Origin of the sequence: Dietzia sp. oral taxon 368, from assembly GCF_002999155.1 — a bacterium.
GTDB classification, from domain to species: domain Bacteria; phylum Actinomycetota; class Actinomycetes; order Mycobacteriales; family Mycobacteriaceae; genus Dietzia; species Dietzia cinnamea.
On record NZ_CP027238.1, the window covers coordinates 105,834 to 123,203 of the forward strand.

Genomic DNA, 17,370 nt, shown 5'->3' on the forward strand with positions numbered 1-17,370 from the left:
TGTGGGACGAATCAATCGTCGAGGCCGGTGCCGGCGCGTCGATCTTGCTCGGGCGCGTGAGGTCTCAAGGCCTGGGCCAGTGGAGGCAGGTGTGTCATCACCACGTCGCGAACCACGTCGGTCTCGACGCCGAAGTACTGGTGAACAAGGATGTTGCGGAACCCGCGAATCTGCGGCCAAGCGATTTCCGGATGCGCGTCCCTAATCGCAGGAGGCAGGTGGTTCGCGGCCTCCCCGATAATCTGCAGATTGCGCTCGATGGCGTCCTCCGCCATGAAGACGAGATCTATGTTCTCATGATCGAGGCTGGCAACGTACCTCCGGCAGCGATCAATCGCCTGCAGGATGTCGCCGATGCGCCGATCGGTCTCGCGAGTCATATCGCCACGGAGTCGCGGATCGCAGCGTCGGAGATCGGACGTTTGAGCAGCTGGGCTGGAAAGATGTCGATGTTCTCGCGGCCGAAGAGCGTTCGGACTTCCTCCATCAATCCAGAAGCCCGCATCAGAAGATTGCCGTCGGCCGGGTCCATGTCGACCACGATGTCGATATCGCTTTCGCCATGGGCAGTGCCGCGGGCGACTGAGCCGAACAGTCTCGGCCTGGTCGCCGAGTACTTTGCGAGCAGGGCTCGAAACTCATCACTACGCGCCTCGATCAGCTCGCGCAGTACGCGAGACTCAGGAGTCGGGGCGGTGCTCGTCATGCGCCTAGGGTACCCGCCGCGCCGGCCGCTGAGGGCTACCAGTAGGCCGCCGACACGGCGAGGGTACGGCGCGCCCGGGCTAGCTGCCGGACGCGGCGTCGCTGATCGCCGACAGCGCAGCACGCAGCCGCACGTCGGCATCGTCAGCGACTTCCCGAACCTGAGGACTGCCGCTGAGCTGGACCATGGTCTGCGGGTCGATGGCTTCGATGGTCGTCTGCTCGGCGTCCTTGCCGCGGCGCACCACGACGTTGCACGGCAACAGGGCACCGAGCTCCGGTTCGGCGGACAGTGCTTTGCTGGCCAGGCCGGGGTTGCAGGCTCCGAGGATCGTGTAGGCGCCCACCTTGTCCGCTGCCTCGTCACCCAGCTTGGCGGCGAACGTCGCGTTGACATCGATCTCGGTGAGAATGCCGAAGCCCTGCTCCGCCAGGGCAGCGCGCGTGCGCTCCATGGCCTGCTCGTAGGGCATGTCGACAGTGACTGTGCGGGTGTAGGTCATGACCGGCTCCTTCGATATCTCTTCGACGGCGTTGTGGTGTCCCCAACTCGGGAGTGTAAAGCTGCAGCGGGTCAGGCCAGGGAGAGGAATAGCTTCTCCAGGTCCTTCTTGTCCAGGGTCCCGTCCGGGTTCGTCAGGCACTGCTCGAGGCCGCTCGCGATGATCGCGAAACCCGCCCGATCGAGGGCCTTGGACACCGCCGAGAGCTGGGTGACGACGTCCTTGCAATCGCGACCGTCCTCGATCATGCGCACGACGGCGGCGAGCTGGCCCTGGGCGCGCTTGAGGCGGTTGAGTGTCGGCGTCAGTTCGACTGTGTCGAGTTGCATCGGGCCCCCTGTGGTCGACGAGAAGTCACCACAGACTATACCCCCCGGGGCATGTTGCGTATACCCCCCAGGGTATGTACCTTCGTGGCACACCCCGAGACGGGGAACCCGATCGACAAGGAGAGCACCGTGCTTCTCGAGCGCATCTACGACGAGGACCTCGCCCAGGCCGGGTACGTCATCGGCTGCCAGGCGAAGAATGAGGCGATGGTGGTGGACGCCCGCCGCGACATCAGCGAGTACCTGGAGCTGGCCGCCCGCCACGGCATGACGATCACCACCGTCACCGAGACCCACATCCACGCCGACTACCTGTCCGGCACCCGCGAGCTGGCGGAGGCGACCGGGGCGACCATCTACGTGTCCGGCGAGGGCGGCGACGACTGGCAGTACGGCTTCGAGGCCGAGCGCCTGCACCACGGTGACCAGCTCACGCTGGGCAACATCACCGTCGAGGCCGTCCACACCCCGGGACACACGCCCGAGCACCTATCGTTCCTCGTCACCGACGGGGCGTTCGCCGACTCCCCCGGTTACATGCTGACCGGCGACTTCGTCTTCGCCGGCGACCTCGGCCGACCGGACCTGCTCGACGAGGCCGCCGGCGGAGTCGACACGCGCTTCGAGGGCGCCTCACAGATCTTCCGCAGCCTCAAGGAGTCCTTCGTCTCGCTGCCGGACCACGTCCAGGTGTTCCCGGGTCACGGTTCGGGCAGCGCGTGCGGCAAGGCGCTCGGCGCGCTCCCCTCGACCACCGTCGGGTACGAGCGCCGGTTCGCCTGGTGGGCCGACTACGTCGAGCGCAACGACGAGCAGGGCTTCATCGACGAGATGCTCGAGGGCCAACCTGACGCACACGCCTACTTCGGCCGCATGAAGCGGCAGAACAAGGAGGGTCCGGCGATCCTCGGAGCGCTCGCACCCCTCCGCCGGTTCAGCACCGGAGAGCTGGCCGAGGGGCTCGAGAGGAACAACCTCGTCGTCGTCGACACCCGCGGCCAGGACGAAGTCCACGCCGGCACCGTCCCCGGGGCCCTCAACATCCCCGGGGTCGACAAGGCCGCCTCGTACGGCGCGTGGGTCTACGACCCCGAGCGCGAGGACACCCCCCTGGTCGTCCTCGCCGCCGACGAGGAGACCGCCGAGCGGTACCGCGACCACCTGATCCGGGTGGGCATCGACACCGTCACCGGCTACACCACCAGCTTCGACGGCCTGCCGATGACGACCCCCGAGATGATCCAGCCCGACGACCTCGCCACATTCGACGCCGCGATGGTGCTGGACGTGCGCAACAAGACCGAACACGCGGACGGCCACATCCCCGGCTCCGAGCAGCTCAGCGGCGGCCGCGTCCTGTGGAACCTCGACCAGCTCCCGACCGACGGGCCGATCGTCACCTACTGCCAGAGCGGCGTCCGCAACTCGGTCACGGCCAGCGCCCTGCGGCGAGCCGGATACCGGGTCGTCGAGCTCGAGGGCAGCTACAACGCCTGGTCCGAGCGCAACCTCGCCACCGCCTGACCACACCAACTCACCTCACCCGAAAGGTCTGAATCACCCGTGTCCTCCTCTCTCACCAGCATCCCGACCATGACTCCCGCCCAGCTCCACGACGCTATGAGCGGGGACACCCCGCCCACCGTGATCGACGTGCGCTCCGGCGCCGAGTACGCCTCGGTCCACATCCGCGGCTCCTACAACGTGCCGCTGCCGCTGCTCGCCGAGCACGGCGAGGAGCTCGCCTCGCGGCTCCCCGGCCAGGTCCTCCTGATCTGCCAGTCCGGCAACCGCGCCCGCCAGGCGTGCGAGCGGCTCGCTGCCGTGGGCGTGGACCGTGACTCTGTGACCGTGCTCGACGGCGGGATCGCCGGCTACGAGGCCGCTGGCGGCGAAGTCGTCCGCGGCAAGGGCGTCTGGGCGATGGACCGGCAGGTCCGCATGGTCGCCGGCTCCCTGGTCCTGGTCGGCGTCACCGCCTCGAAGCTCATCTCGCCGAAGTTCGCCTACCTCGCCGGCGCGATCGGCGCGGGGCTGACCTACTCCGCGGCGAGCAACTCGTGCGCTATGGCCGCCGCGCTGTCGACGATGCCGTGGAACCGTTCCGCCGCCGAGCCCGGGCTCGGCACCGTCCTGGACTCGCTGCCGACCCGTTCCTGACCCACCACCCCGCCCGCGACCCCGGCGCCCCCGCCGGAGAAAGGCACCCTCCATGGAGATCACCACGATCGTCGTCGTGGCCCTGGCCGTCCTGGTCGGCCTGTCCCTGGGCCTGCTCGGCGGGGGCGGGTCCATCCTCGTGGTCCCGCTGCTCACCTACATCGGTGGGCTCGACGCCCGCGAGGCCATCGCGACCTCACTGTTCGTCGTGGGCGCCACCTCGCTGGTCAGCCTCGCGGGCCACGCCCGCAAGGGCAACGTCCAATGGCGGACGGGCCTGATCTTCGGCGCGGCCGGGATGGTCGGCGCGTTCCTCGGCGGCCTGGCCGGTGGCTACATCCCCGGCACCCTCCTCATGATCGCCTTCGCGCTCATGATGATCGCCACCGCCGGCGCGATGATCAAGAGACGCAAGGACCGTGACTGGCAGAGCCAGACGCACCACCACCCGCTCTGGCGGATCCTCCTCGACGGACTCGTCGTGGGCGCCGCGACCGGACTGGTCGGTGCGGGCGGCGGCTTCCTCGTGGTGCCGGCCCTCGTCCTCCTGGCGGGTCTGCCCATGACGGCCGCGGTGGGCACGTCCCTGCTCGTCATCGCGATGAAGTCCTTCGCCGGTCTCGGCGGCTACCTCACGTCGGTCAGCCTGGACTGGCCGCTCGTCGCCGCCGTCACCCTCGCCGCGATCGCGGGCTCCTTCGTCGGCATCCGGCTCACCTCCGTGGTGCCGGAGCGGTCTCTGCGCAAGGGCTTCGGGGTCTTTGTCCTGCTCATGGGCGCGTTCGTCCTCTCGCAGGAGCTGCCGTTCCCCGCCGGGCCGATCATTCTCGGCGTCGTCGCGGTCCTGGCCGCGGCCGCGGCGGTCTGCCTGCTCGGCTTCACGGAGCGTTGCGCGCTGGGCAGGGCCACGGATCGCCAGAGGGGTGGCGCGGCTCTGGCGTGACTGCCCTCGAGTGGAGGCCGCCCGGTTCGCCGGGCGGCCTCCGCAGCAGGACCGGGCGACCTCGGCAGTCGTAGCGTTAGCTCAGCCGACCGACGCGACCGTGAACGCCGAGTGAATGGCGCCGTGGATGTAGCCCACCTCGCCGGCGTCGCCCACGACCTCGCAGTCGATGCCCGCAGCGCGCAGCTCATCGGCCAGCGGCGCGGCGGCCATGGTGCCGTCGGCGTAGATCACCATGTCGGCCGCGGCGGACTTGGCGTTGCCCTTGGCGTCGGTCCACTCCACGCCCGACTCGGTAATCCGGGTGACCGAGACACGGCGCTGGATGTCCACACCGTGCTCCTTGGCATGCCGCACCGCGGTCCAGCGGCGCGGCATCGCCAGCGGCAGGCCCAGCTGCTGTGACTCGTGCAGCAGGGTCACGCGACGGCCGCGCTCGGCCAGAAACTCGGCCAGCTCCAGGCCCACCAGCGACCCGCCGATCACTACGACGTTCTTGCCCATCGGCAGCGCGATCTTGGTGAGGTTACGGATCCACGACGGCCGCTTGGTGATGGTCGACAGCTTGCCCAGCCGCCCCACCAGGCGCAGGAGAAACCCGGCCTCGTCGGCGGTGGCGGTGCCGAGCATGGTGTTGCGCAGCGAGTCGCCGGTGTGCACGTGCGGCAGGTGGCCGCCCGGGATGGCCGGGGCGGGGCGTTTGGCGCCGGTCGCCACGATCACCCGGTCGGCGCCGAGCGCGCGGATCGTCTCGACGGTGGCCTCGGTGCCCAGCCGCACGTCGACGCCCAGCCGGTCGATCTCGGCGGCGAAGAAGCGAACCAGCGGTTCGTTGTCCGGCGTGGTGAGGGTGGAGAACCACATGGTGCCGCCCAGCCGGTCGGCTTTGTCCAGCACGGTCACGCGGTGCCCGCGCTCGGTGAGGACCACCGCGGCCTCGAGCCCGGCGGGTCCGGCGCCCACCACCACGACGTGCTCGCGCGTGGGCGCGGGCGTGAGCGGCAGGAGCTTCTCGTTGCCCAGCGCCGGGTTCACGGCACAGAAGGGGGTGTCGTCAAAGAAGTTCTCGGCCACGCAGAGGTAGCAGTTGATGCACGGCCGGACCTCGGCCCGCCGCCCGGTGGCCAGCTTGTTGGGCAGGTCCGGATCGGCGAGCAGCTGGCGGCCCATGGCGGCGAAGTCCACCTTGCCGTCGTCGATCGCCTTTTCCGCCACCTCGGGCAGCATGCGTCCCACGGCGATCACCGGCACGGACACGGCCTGCTTGATGGCCGCGGCGTTGTCCAGGTACGCGCCGACGCGATCCGGCAGGGGGCCGTCGGTGAAGTTGTCGAAGGGGTTGCGGCCCCAGCCGGTGACGTGGATGGCGTCGGCGCCGGCCTTCTCGAACAGCTGCGAGGCCAGGATCGCCTCGTCAAGTTCGAGCCCGCCCTCCTGGCCGTACTCCTCGCCGGAGACGCGCACCAGCACGGCGAGGGAGTCCCCCACGCGCTCCTTGACGGCGGAGATGACCTCGCACGCCAGCCGCGCCCGGTTGATCAGCGACCCGCCGTAGGAATCGGTGCGCTGGTTGTCGCGGCGGTTGAGGAACACGCCGAGGATGTAGCCGTGCGCGACGTGGATCTCGATCGCGTCGGCGCCGGCCTTGGCGATCCGCTCGGCGGCGTCGGCCCAGGTGCTGATGAGCCAGGCGATGTCGTCGGAGTCCATCTCCTTGTAGACCATCTGCTTTCCGCCGGTGGCGGCGCCCATCTTGCCGAGCTCCTCGGGGGTGCTGTCGGCGAGCGCGGAGTAGTCGTAGGTGTAGTCGGGCTCGTTGGGCGTGATCACGGGGCGGCCGCCCGCCACATCCACGCGCGCGACCTTGCCGTGGTGGGTGGACTGCACGCACAGCTTGGAGCCGGCGGCGTGCACGGCGTCGGCGAGGGCCTTGAGGCCGGGGATGTACTTGTCGTCGGACAGGCCCGGCTCCTTGAGCGAGGCGGCGCCGACGGGGAACGCGATCGCGCACGCGCCGGTGATGATGAGCCCGGCGCCGCCCTTGGCGCGGGCGACGTAGTGGTCGATCTCCGCCTGTTCGATCTCGCCGTCCTCGGAGACGTTCATGTCCATGGCCGGAAGAACGATGCGGTTGGGGGTCTCCATGGGGCCGATCCGGCCCGGCGAGGTGAGACGGGGGAACGAGGTGCGGGTAGTCACGTAGTGAGAATACGCCCGTGTTGACGCGTGTCAGAACTTTGTGGGGAATCCAGGTCGGAGGAGTTGCCTCGCCGCGCGGGGGACGTGCTACGGGCGACGACGACGAGGTGAGCGGGCGCGGACCGGTGGGCGGTGGCTGCGGGGGCGCGCTCTGCCGCTGCGGCGGTCTCGGTCAGGACACCGCGCCTCCCGCGAAGAGGAAGATGGCGAAGGATGCCCAGAGCACCGGCGCGGCCAGGAAGAGCCCGAGAGCGGCGAGCCGGTAGCCGCCCCGCAGGACGACCAGGACCAGTAGCGGCACCACGATCGGGATCACGACGAGCCCGGGGATTCCCAGACCCACTTTGTCGAGGCCGAACGCGCTCGACAGGTAGGTCAGCGCGGTGAGCATGAGTCCGGCGATGAAGCCCGCGTACGCACTGGCCCAGTCTTCGGGGGTCAGGCGCGTTGGCTCCTGGGTCTCGTGCGTCATGGAGCGACTCCTTCCGCGCCGACGACGATTCCCCACATCAGCGTCACGGCGATGAGCGGAGCCGCCGCGCCGAGGGCCACGCCGGAAACTCGAGGCCACCGCACGCGAGAACAGTGACCACGGCGACAGCGCCGATCAGGATGCTGAGCTCCACCGCAATCTGGTTCCCGCCATCCATCCGACGGCCCAGGAGGACGCCGAGCACCCCGGCCACCAGAGGTGTCGCCACTACAGCTGACCAGAACGCGGTCCTCCAGCGCTGGAGGCTCGGGGCGTTCATATCGGATGCCGTTCCCATCTGTGCAGTCATTGCGTCCCCTCTGCCAGTCGCTTCTAGCCCGGCCACCCAGTACGACGGGCCGGTTACGCATCTGGTTCCACTCGATAGGGAAACGCGCTCGCGGTGCAGACCCCCCCGGATGAGAAACGTATGAGTACGCTCGGTAAGGCCGCGGACTCGTCCGCTCCAATCGACAACGTGACGGTGCTGAAGGAACGAGGACCGGGTGGGCCACATCAGGTACGGCAGGTTCGCCGCGCTGTCCGCGGCGGGCCTGTTGGTCGCCAGCGCCGGCGCGGTCGTCACCGCGCAGACCGGCCTCAACATCTCCGCGGGCGAACTGGTCGCGAGTGCCCAGGTGAGAGGTCTGAACGCCGGCCACACCTCGATCCAGGCAGGACACGGAATCCTCGATGCTGCGGAAGATCCTGTCGCGATGGTGATCATGGAAGACGTCCGCATGAACTACGTATGCGCGCGGATGAAGAGCGTCAACGTCCCGTTCCTTGGCACCGTCACCATGACGGCCGTCCTCCCCGAGGACGCGGACATTACCGGCGCTTCCGGATTTAGAGGGCTCTTCCGGAATCAGAGTGCATTGATCCGATCCTGAAGCCGGCCGGAGTGAATGAGTGACCGCAAGATGTAGTGCTTGAGGTTCCGGAAGCCCAGGGCGATCCCGCGCAGGTGCTCGAGGCGGCCGTTGATGGCCTCGACGGGGCCGTTGGAGGCACCCACGTCGAAGTAAGCGAGGATCTCGCGATGCCGTTTCCACAGCGACCGGCCCAGCTGGGCGAGCTCGGGCAACTCCGTTGGCACACCGGCCCGGATCGACTTGAGGAGCTTGTACATCGCGATCTTGCCCTCCCGCTTGCCCGAGGCCTCGTAGGCGGCGATGAGTCGCTGGTAGACGCCGTAGGTGACCTCCACCGCCGCGTGCGCATCATGGGCGGTGAACGCCTTGAACAGGCGGACCTTCTGCTTGTCGGTCAACAGCTCAGCGCGGGTGCGCAGGATGCGACGGATGCCGTACAGCGGATCGCCGGTGCGGCCCCGGTGCCCGGTGGTGGCCTGCTGGATCCGCTGGCGGCACACGGTGAGCTTGTCCGCGGCCAGGTGCACGACGTGGAACGGGTCCATCACCGTCCGTGCTGCAGGAACAGCTTTCGCCGCAGCGGAATGGTAGCCGGCGAACCCGTCCATCGTGACAACCTTGACTCGATCCCGAAACACCTGGTCACGGGCGTCCAGCCACTCGGTGAGCACCTTCGCCGAACGCCCCGGGACCATGTCCAGCAGACGAGACGGGCCAGTGCCGTCCACGACCGGGGTGAGGTCGACCAGCACGGTGACGAACGCACTGCTGCCGTCGCCGCGCACGTGCTTCCACTTGTGCTCATCGACACCGAGAACGCGGACGCCATCGAAGTGTCCGGGCTGCTCGTAGACCATCGCGCGAACCTCCGAGACCGCCAGGTCATTGACCAAATCCCACCCCAGCCCGAGGGCCTTGGCCACCGCGGACACGCTGGTGCGGTCGATCGCCAAGCGCTGCAGGATCCAGCGGCTGCAGCGGCGGGTGGTCTTGGCCCGCGGCTCGGCCAACGCCGGCATCCGCTGCTGGAAGATCCTCGTAGCGCACTCGGTGTTGTCGCAGGTGAAGCGCGGTACCCGCACGTGCAGTCTGGTCGGGTGCCCGACGATCGGTAGATCCGTGACCTTCCGCTGGACGTGGTCCCGCAAACGGCCCGCCATCCCGCACTCGGCGCAGATCGGGTCGAGTGTGACCGGGGCGCAGAACAGGTGCGTGAGCTCGTCAGCCACAGCGGCGTCGGTGATGGTCACCCCGAGCTCGACGGTGCGGCAGATGGTGTCGGCGAGCAGGCTGGCGGTAGCGTTCAAAGCGGGTCCTGGGGATGCGAAGTGCTGGTGTAGGAACTTGCATCTTCACACGCCCCAGGACCCCTACATCTTGTGCCTCACCGCATCACCGGCGAACCCCAGCTATGCACTCCGGATCCGGAAGGGCCATTTAGAGTGCGTTGATCTGGTTCTGGAGCTGTCCGGAGTGGATGAGTGATCGCAAGATGTAGTGCTTGAGGTTCCGGAAGCCGAGGGCGATTCCGCGGAGGTGCTCGAGGCGTCCGTTGATGGCCTCGACCGGCCCGTTGGAAGCGCCCACGTCGAAGTAGGCCAGGATCTCTCGGTGCCGCTTCCACAGGGACCGGCCGAGCTGCGCCAACTCGGTGAGGTGCTTCGGCACGCCAGTCCGGATGGACTTGAGGAGCTTGTACATCGCGATCTTTCCGTCCCTTCGCCGCGGCTGCTCGTAGGCGTTGATCAGCCCCTGGTAGACGCGGTAGGTGACCTCCACCGCGACGTGGGCGTCGTGGGCGACGAACGCCTTGAACAGGCGAGCTTTCTGCTTGTCGGTGAGCAGCTCAGCGCGGGTGCGCAGGATGCGGCGGATCCCGTACAGGGGGTCGCCGGTGCGGCCCCGATGTCCGGTGGTGGTCTGCTGTATTCGTTGTCGGCACACGGTGAGCTTGTCGGCGGCCAGATGGACGACGTGGAACGGGTCCATCACCGTCCGTGCCTCGGGGACGGCTTTGGCGGCGGCGGTGTGGTATCCGGCGAACCCGTCCATCGTCACCACCTTGACGCGGTCTCGAAACATTTGGTCACGGGCATCGAGCCACTCGGTGAGCACCTTCGCTGAACGGCCCGGGACCATGTCCAGCAGCCGAGACGGGCCGGCGCCGTCCACGACCGGTGTGAGGTCGACCAGCACGGTGACGAACGAAGAGGAACCGTCGCCGCGCACGTGCTTCCACTTGTGCTCATCGACCCCGAGAACGCGGACGCCGTCGAAGTGTCCGGGCTGGTCGTAGACCATCGTGCGGATCTCCGAGACCGCGAGATCGTTGACCAGATCCCACCCCAGCCCGAGGGCCTTGGCCACGGCGGACACGCTGGTGCGATCGATCGCCAGACGCTGCAGAATCCAGCGGGTGCAACGGCGGGTGGTCTTGGCCCGCGGCTCGGCCAGATTCGGCATGCGTTGCTGGAAGATCCTCGTGGCGCACTCGGTGTTGTCGCAGATGAAGCGCGGTACCCGCACGTGCAGCCTCGTGGGGTGCCCGACGATCGGCAGATCGGTCACCCGCCGCTCGACGTGGTCCCGCAGTCGGCCCGCCATCCCGCACTCCGCGCAGATCGGGTCCAGTGCGACCGGGGCACAGAACAAGTGCGTGAGCTCGCCGGCCACGGCGGCGTCGGTGATGGTCACACCGAGTTCGACGGTGCGGCAGATGGTGTCGGCAAGCAGGCTGGCGGTAGCGTTCAAAGCGGGTCCTGGGTGGTTCTGGGTGCAGGTGTAGGAACCGCAATCCTCACACCCCCAGGACCCCCAAATTCTCCGCCACGCCCCGCCTCACGGAACCCCAGCTACGCACTCCGGATCCGGAAGAGCCACATTACCGCGGACAAGCTGACCATCGACTCCGCGCTGCTCTCCGGGCCGATGGCGCTCGACGAGATGATCATCGGCGCGGGCGCCGCCGAGCCCACCCCGCGGTCCGGAAGCGCAGCGGTCGGCCTGTCCTCGGGCAGCCTCACCGCAGGGCACCTCGACGTGGAGCTCGCCGGCCTCCACGCCACCCGACTCACTTCCTCGACCATCGAGCTGCGGGCGGAGCGCGGTGAAGCCAGCTGCTGAGGCACCCGGTCGAGAGATCCACCGGGCACAGAAGGGCGCGGATCGCCCCGTAGCTGCAGCCGTACTCCAGATCGCCTCCGGGGTCGTCGTCCTCGCGGTCGTCCTGGGAGTCGCCTCCCTCGACGGCCTGGCGATCAGCTTCTCTGCCACGTCCACGCCGATGGCTCTCTTCATCGGCTGCGGTCTCATCGCCTGCGGGGTGTCGACCTGGGCTCAGCCCACGACCCGCATCCTGACCGGCCTGCTGGGTTTCGCCTTCTCCCTCGTCGCACTCCCGGGCGCGAACCTCGGCGGGTTCATCGCCGGGACGGTGTTGGGAGTGCTCGGCTCCGCGGCGGCGTTGGCCTGGGCCCCGGGCGATCGACCGTCGAACATGAAGTAGCCGTCTGCACGTCCGGGGAACACGATCTGGGCCGCTGCGCTGAACGACGCGACGGAGACGACGACGGCAAGGGCATCGATCGCCCAACTGGGAATCGCCCTACTCCCCCGTACTCGGAGAAGACGACGCCGCGCAGCGATAGGCGGCGAGTTCGCGTCACGTGACGCTGCGTGCGTGAGCTCCTGAGGGAGCCATGGCTGCCGTTCTCAGCTGAGTGTCCGTCGCCCCTCGAACTGGATCGCTCTTCCCGCAGCCCGTCTCCCGAGTGCGATGACCTTTCCGCCCGTCCTGGGACGCCCTGTGACGGGTGGGTGAAATGGCGGGAACCCCGAACCGTGGGGTTCGGGGTTCCAGCGTTGTGTGAAGTTGTGTTCGGCGGTGTCCTACTCTCCCACACCCTCGCGAGTGCAGTACCATCGGCGCTGGCAGGCTTAGCTTCCGGGTTCGGAATGGGACCGGGCGTTTCCCTGCCGCTATGGCCGCCGTAACTCTATGAAACAAGGCCCGCGTGTCTCGTCGACTGGTCGTCGAGACACGGGTGTGTTGTTTCAGATACTGCACAGTGGACGCGTTCATTCTTGAAAGGTGTTTGTGTGTAAGTCCTCGGCCGATTAGTACCGGTCACCTGCACGCATTGCTGCGCTTCCAGTTCCGGCCTATCAACCCCATGGTCTGTGGGGGGCCTTAACCACGCGAAGGTGGTGAGAAACCTCATCTTGGAACAGGCTTCCCGCTTAGATGCTTTCAGCGGTTATCCCTTCCGAACGTAGCTAACCAGCGATGCTCCTGGTGGAACAACTGGCACACCAGAGGTTCGTCCGTCCCGGTCCTCTCGTACTAGGGACAGCCTTCCGCAAGTTTCTTACGCGCGCGGCGGATAGAGACCGAACTGTCTCACGACGTTCTAAACCCAGCTCGCGTGCCGCTTTAATGGGCGAACAGCCCAACCCTTGGGACCTACTCCAGCCCCAGGATGCGACGAGCCGACATCGAGGTGCCAAACCATCCCGTCGATATGGACTCTTGGGGAAGATCAGCCTGTTATCCCCGGGGTACCTTTTATCCGTTGAGCGACACCGCTTCCACATGCCGGTGCCGGATCACTAGTCCCGACTTTCGTCCCTGCTCGACGTGTCAGTCTCACAGTCAAGCTCCCTTGTGCACTTGCACTCAACACCTGATTGCCATCCAGGCTGAGGGAACCTTTGGGCGCCTCCGTTACTCTTTGGGAGGCAACCGCCCCAGTTAAACTACCCACCAGGCACTGTCCCTAACCCAGATCATGGGCCGAGGTTAGACGTCCAATACGATCAGAGTGGTATTTCAACAACGACTCCACACACACTGGCGTGCATGCTTCACAGTCTCCCACCTATCCTACACAAACCGAATCGAACGCCAATACCAAGCTATAGTAAAGGTCCCGGGGTCTTTTCGTCCTGCCGCGCGTAACGAGCATCTTTACTCGTAATGCAATTTCGCCGAGTCTGTGGTCGAGACAGCAGAGAAGTCGTTACGCCATTCGTGCAGGTCGGAACTTACCCGACAAGGAATTTCGCTACCTTAGGATGGTTATAGTTACCACCGCCGTTTACTGGGGCTTAAATTCTCAGCTTCGCCTTGCGGCTAACCGGTCCTCTTAACCTTCCAGCACCGGGCAGGCGTCAGTCCGTATACATCGACTTACGTCTTCGCACGGACCTGTGTTTTTAGTAAACAGTCGCTTCTCTCTGGTCTCTGCGACCACCCCCAGCTCCCACCGCAAAGGGTGTTCACCGGGCGTGGTCCCCCTTCTCCCGAAGTTACGGGGGCATTTTGCCGAGTTCCTTAACCACAGTTCTCTCGATCGCCTTGGTATTCTCTACCTGACCACCTGTGTTGGTTTGGGGTACGGGCCGTGTATGAACTCACTAGAGGCTTTTCTCGGCAGCATAGGATCACTGAATTCCCCACAACGGGTACGCATCAAGTCTCAGCCTTATGTGTGACACGGATTTGCCTGTTGTCACGGCCTACACTCTTACACCAGTACAACCACTGACTGGCCCAGCTACCTTCCTGCGTCACCCCATCGCTTGGCTACTACCAGATCAGGTCCCGCGCATCCCCACCACGCGGTCCGAAGACCGTCTAGGTGGTTCTGGGCGGTTAGTATCACTGATTCACCATGGGCGCGCATACACGGGTACGGGAATATCAACCCGTTGTCCATCGACTACGCCTGTCGGCCTCGCCTTAGGTCCCGACTCACCCTGGGCAGATTAGCTTGACCCAGGAACCCTTGGTCATCCGGCGGACGAGTTTCTCACTCGTCATTCGCTACTCATGCCTGCATTCTCACTCGTGTGGCCTCCACACCTGGATCACTCCGGCGCTTCTATGGCCACACGACGCTCCCCTACCCACCCACACACCTGCCCGGAGGAGGTTCAACGTGTGAGTGCCGCGGCTTCGGCGGTGTACTTGAGCCCCGCTACATTGTCGGCGCAGGACCACTTGACCAGTGAGCTATTACGCACTCTTTCAAGGGTGGCTGCTTCTAAGCCAACCTCCTGGCTGTCTCAGCGATCCCACATCCTTTTCCACTTAGTACACGCTTAGGGGCCTTAGCCGGCGATCTGGGCTGTTTCCCTCTCGACTATGAAGCTTATCCCCCACAGTCTCACTGCCGCACTCTCACACCTCGGCATTCGGAGTTTGGCTGACGTCAGTAACCTTGTAGGGCCCATCGGCCATCCAGTAGCTCTACCTCCGAGGTGAAACATGCGACGCTGCACCTAAATGCATTTCGGGGAGAACCAGCTATCACGGAGTTTGATTGGCCTTTCACCCCTACCCACAACTCATCCCCTCAGTTTTCAACCTAAGTGGGTTCGCGCCTCCACGACGTCTTACCGTCGCTTCACACTGGCCATGGGTAGATCACTCCGCTTCGGGTCTAGAGCATGCCACTAACAACGCCCTATTCGGACTCGCTTTCGCTACGGCTACCCCACACGGGTTAACCTCGCGACATACCACTAACTCGCAGGCTCATTCTTCAAAAGGCACGCCATCAGCCCAAAAGGCCTCTGACGGATTGTAAGCACACGGTTTCAGGTACTATTTCACTCCCCTCCCGGGGTACTTTTCACCATTCCCTCACGGTACTAATCCGCTATCGGTCACCAAGGAGTATTCAGGCTTACCGGGTGGTCCCGGCAGATTCACAGCAGATTTCACGGGCCCGCTGCTACTTGGGTACACAAATCGCCCCGCCGCAAGGTTTTCAGGTACGGGACTCTCACCCTCTCCGGCCGACCCTTCCAAGTCGTTCCCCTAACCCGCGAACAATCGGCGCCCGGTCCGGCAGAACCAAGGACATCGTGCCCCACAACACCACACACGCAACCCCTGCCGGGTATCACACGCATGCGGTTTAGCCTCCTCCGCGTTCGCTCGCCGCTACTGACGGAATCACTATTGTTTTCTCTTCCTGCGGGTACTGAGATGTTTCACTTCCCCGCGTTCCCTCCACACACCCTATGTATTCAGATGCGGGTAACACGCCATCACGCGTGCTGGGTTCCCCCATTCGGACACCCTCGGATCACAGCTCGTTTGGCAACTCCCCGAGGCTTATCGCAGCCTACTACGTCCTTCATCGGCTCTTGGTGCCAAGGCATCCACCGTGTGCTCTTACACACTTACATTCACAAACAATTAAAGATGCTCGCGTCCACTGTGCAGTTCTCAAACAACACACACCAACCCCACCCACACCCCGGCCACGCATGGCGCATCAGGTGTATCGGGAATCAGTGCCACCAGAAACAACCAAACCCCTCATCGAGGTTCGATGGTGTTGTTTCAGACACCCAACAGTGTGTTTCGTCCCGGACACTCACTCCCCCACCCGAGGCCGGCCCTGAGCCGGCGCCAGTGAGATCACGGCGAGTCCTTAAGCGATAGTGTTCCACCCAATTGAGCGGCCGACCGGCCCACGAACGGGACCGCTACCGGCACTAGACTCTGACCACCAAAAGTGGTGAGCGCTCCTTAGAAAGGAGGTGATCCAGCCGCACCTTCCGGTACGGCTACCTTGTTACGACTTCGTCCCAATCGCCGATCCCACCTTCGACGGCTCCCTCCCCACAAGGGGGTTAGGCCACCGGCTTCGGGTGTTACCGACTTTCATGACGTGACGGGCGGTGTGTACAAGGCCCGGGAACGTATTCACCGCAGCGTTGCTGATCTGCGATTACTAGCGACTCCGACTTCATGGGGTCGAGTTGCAGACCCCAATCCGAACTGAGACCAGCTTTAAGGGATTCGCTCCACCTCACGGTATCGCAGCCCTCTGTACTAGCCATTGTAGCATGTGTGAAGCCCTAGACATAAGGGGCATGATGATTTGACGTCATCCCCACCTTCCTCCGAGTTGACCCCGGCAGTCTCTCACGAGTCCCCACCATAACGTGCTGGCAACATGAGACAGGGGTTGCGCTCGTTGCGGGACTTAACCCAACATCTCACGACACGAGCTGACGACAACCATGCACCACCTGTATACAAGCCACAAGGGAAACGACATCTCTGCCGCCGTCCTGTATATGTCAAGCCTAGGTAAGGTTCTTCGCGTTGCATCGAATTAATCCACATGCTCCGCCGCTTGTGCGGGCCCCCGTCAATTCCTTTGAGTTTTAGCCTTGCGGCCGTACTCCCCAGGCGGGGCGCTTAATGCGTTAGCTACGGCACGGAATCCGTGGAAGGACCCCACACCTAGCGCCCACCGTTTACGGCATGGACTACCAGGGTATCTAATCCTGTTCGCTACCCATGCTTTCGCTCCTCAGCGTCAGTTACTACCCAGAGACCCGCCTTCGCCACCGGTGTTCCTCCTGATATCTGCGCATTTCACCGCTACACCAGGAATTCCAGTCTCCCCTGTAGTACTCAAGTCTGCCCGTATCGCCCGCAAGCTCGGAGTTAAGCTCCGAGTTTTCACGGACGACGCGACAAACCGCCTACGAGCTCTTTACGCCCAGTAATTCCGGACAACGCTCGCACCCTACGTATTACCGCGGCTGCTGGCACGTAGTTGGCCGGTGCTTCTTCTGCAGGTACCGTCACTTGCGCTTCGTCCCTACTGAAAGGGGTTTACAATCCGAAGACCGTCATCCCCCACGCGGCGTCGCTGCATCAGGCTTTCGCCCATTGTGCAATATTCCCCACTGCTGCCTCCCGTAGGAGTCTGGGCCGTGTCTCAGTCCCAGTGTGGCCGATCACCCTCTCAGGCCGGCTACCCGTCGTCGCCTTGGTAGGCCATTACCCCACCAACAAGCTGATAGGCCGCGGGCTCATCCTGCACCGAAAAACTTTCCAACCACCACCATGCGGTGAAAGCTGAATATCCGGTATTAGACCCAGTTTCCCAGGCTTATCCCGAAGTGCAGGGCAGATTACCCACGTGTTACTCACCCGTTCGCCACTCGTGTACCCCGAAGGGCCTTACCGTTCGACTTGCATGTGTTAAGCACGCCGCCAGCGTTCGTCCTGAGCCAGGATCAAACTCTCCATAAAAGCTTCTCAGCACTACGAAAAGCACAATCCCAACAACAGAACAACCAAAACTGGCTGTTCCAAAAAACGCGACCCCCACGACAGGGATGTGAAAGGGTCGCAACCAAACAAAAAATT

General features: G+C 64.9%; 15 protein-coding genes and 3 rRNA genes. 6 read left to right on the forward strand and 12 right to left on the reverse strand.

The features are described 5' to 3' along the window. Window positions 1–11: 11 nt before the first annotated feature. From C3V38_RS00560 to C3V38_RS00575, 4 genes are all read right to left on the reverse strand, one after another. Window positions 12–380, reverse strand: a complete 369-nt coding sequence (locus C3V38_RS00560) for a DUF86 domain-containing protein (RefSeq protein WP_007633555.1) — start codon at window positions 378–380, stop codon at window positions 12–14. Further along, complete coding sequence (locus C3V38_RS00565; RefSeq protein ID WP_007633554.1) at window positions 377–706, reverse strand: nucleotidyltransferase family protein; 330 nt, start codon at window positions 704–706, stop codon at window positions 377–379. Before C3V38_RS00565 ends, C3V38_RS00560 begins: the two co-directional genes overlap by 4 nt. A 79-nt stretch (window positions 707–785) precedes the next feature. Then, entirely contained in the window at window positions 786–1,208 is a 423-nt protein-coding gene (locus tag C3V38_RS00570) for a DUF302 domain-containing protein (RefSeq protein WP_106384870.1), read from the reverse strand. 71 nt (window positions 1,209–1,279) lie between these two features. Further along, complete coding sequence (locus C3V38_RS00575; protein WP_007626356.1) at window positions 1,280–1,537, reverse strand: metal-sensitive transcriptional regulator; 258 nt, start codon at window positions 1,535–1,537, stop codon at window positions 1,280–1,282. Between the two features lie 129 nt (window positions 1,538–1,666). Here C3V38_RS00575 and C3V38_RS00580 point away from each other — a divergent pair, with 129 nt between their 5' ends. The 3 genes from C3V38_RS00580 to C3V38_RS00590 all read left to right on the forward strand — a co-directional run bounded on the left by C3V38_RS00580 (window position 1,667) and on the right by C3V38_RS00590 (window position 4,640). Continuing rightward, complete coding sequence (locus tag C3V38_RS00580; RefSeq protein ID WP_106386304.1) at window positions 1,667–3,061, forward strand: MBL fold metallo-hydrolase; 1,395 nt, start codon at window positions 1,667–1,669, stop codon at window positions 3,059–3,061. Between the two features lie 69 nt (window positions 3,062–3,130). Further along, complete coding sequence (locus tag C3V38_RS00585) at window positions 3,131–3,697, forward strand: rhodanese-like domain-containing protein (RefSeq protein ID WP_106386305.1); 567 nt, start codon at window positions 3,131–3,133, stop codon at window positions 3,695–3,697. 52 nt (window positions 3,698–3,749) lie between these two features. Continuing rightward, window positions 3,750–4,640 carry a sulfite exporter TauE/SafE family protein gene (locus C3V38_RS00590; RefSeq protein ID WP_106384871.1) on the forward strand — a complete coding sequence of 297 codons (891 nt, stop codon included), beginning with the start codon at window positions 3,750–3,752 and terminating at the stop codon, window positions 4,638–4,640. A gap of 81 nt (window positions 4,641–4,721) precedes the next feature. Here C3V38_RS00590 and C3V38_RS00595 read toward each other — a convergent pair whose 3' ends face one another. The 3 genes from C3V38_RS00595 to C3V38_RS17305 form a co-directional block, all read right to left on the reverse strand. Further along, window positions 4,722–6,839 carry an NAD(P)/FAD-dependent oxidoreductase gene (locus C3V38_RS00595; protein ID WP_106384872.1) on the reverse strand — a complete coding sequence of 706 codons (2,118 nt, stop codon included), beginning with the start codon at window positions 6,837–6,839 and terminating at the stop codon, window positions 4,722–4,724. Window positions 6,840–7,011: 172 nt separating this feature from the next. Further along, complete coding sequence (locus C3V38_RS00600) at window positions 7,012–7,311, reverse strand: hypothetical protein (RefSeq protein WP_106384873.1); 300 nt, start codon at window positions 7,309–7,311, stop codon at window positions 7,012–7,014. Between the two features lie 43 nt (window positions 7,312–7,354). Next, the gene (locus C3V38_RS17305; protein ID WP_129591144.1) at window positions 7,355–7,621 is read right to left on the reverse strand and encodes a hypothetical protein; all 267 of its coding nucleotides are present in this window, start codon (window positions 7,619–7,621) and stop codon (window positions 7,355–7,357) included. A gap of 196 nt (window positions 7,622–7,817) precedes the next feature. Here C3V38_RS17305 and C3V38_RS00605 point away from each other — a divergent pair, with 196 nt between their 5' ends. Next, window positions 7,818–8,204, forward strand: a complete 387-nt coding sequence (locus tag C3V38_RS00605; protein ID WP_106384874.1) for a hypothetical protein — start codon at window positions 7,818–7,820, stop codon at window positions 8,202–8,204. On the opposite strand, the gene C3V38_RS00610 is transcribed toward C3V38_RS00605, so the two are convergent. After that, window positions 8,180–9,493 (reverse strand): ISL3 family transposase, encoded by a 1,314-nt coding sequence (locus C3V38_RS00610; RefSeq protein ID WP_106384875.1) that lies wholly within the window; start codon window positions 9,491–9,493, stop codon window positions 8,180–8,182. The two genes, C3V38_RS00605 and C3V38_RS00610, sit on opposite strands and share 25 nt — an antisense overlap. 130 nt (window positions 9,494–9,623) lie before the next feature. Next, window positions 9,624–10,937 carry an ISL3 family transposase gene (locus tag C3V38_RS00615; protein WP_063935045.1) on the reverse strand — a complete coding sequence of 438 codons (1,314 nt, stop codon included), beginning with the start codon at window positions 10,935–10,937 and terminating at the stop codon, window positions 9,624–9,626. Window positions 10,938–11,114: 177 nt separating this feature from the next. Here C3V38_RS00615 and C3V38_RS00620 point away from each other — a divergent pair, with 177 nt between their 5' ends. Both C3V38_RS00620 and C3V38_RS00625 read left to right on the forward strand, forming a co-directional pair. Then, window positions 11,115–11,309 carry a hypothetical protein gene (locus tag C3V38_RS00620; RefSeq protein WP_106384876.1) on the forward strand — a complete coding sequence of 65 codons (195 nt, stop codon included), beginning with the start codon at window positions 11,115–11,117 and terminating at the stop codon, window positions 11,307–11,309. Further along, window positions 11,293–11,691, forward strand: coding sequence for a DUF6114 domain-containing protein (locus tag C3V38_RS00625; protein ID WP_106384877.1), 399 nt, complete (start codon window positions 11,293–11,295; stop codon window positions 11,689–11,691). The genes C3V38_RS00620 and C3V38_RS00625 overlap by 17 nt, the downstream gene beginning before the upstream one ends. A 370-nt stretch (window positions 11,692–12,061) precedes the next feature. Here C3V38_RS00625 and rrf read toward each other — a convergent pair. The 3 genes from rrf to C3V38_RS00640 form a co-directional block, all read right to left on the reverse strand. Then, window positions 12,062–12,178, reverse strand: a 5S ribosomal RNA gene (gene rrf, locus C3V38_RS00630). Window positions 12,179–12,282: 104 nt separating this feature from the next. Then, window positions 12,283–15,383, reverse strand: a 23S ribosomal RNA gene (locus C3V38_RS00635). 350 nt (window positions 15,384–15,733) lie between these two features. Continuing rightward, a 16S ribosomal RNA gene (locus C3V38_RS00640) occupies window positions 15,734–17,253 on the reverse strand. Together the 16S, 23S and 5S rRNA genes form the textbook arrangement of a ribosomal RNA operon. Window positions 17,254–17,370 lie beyond the last annotated feature (117 nt).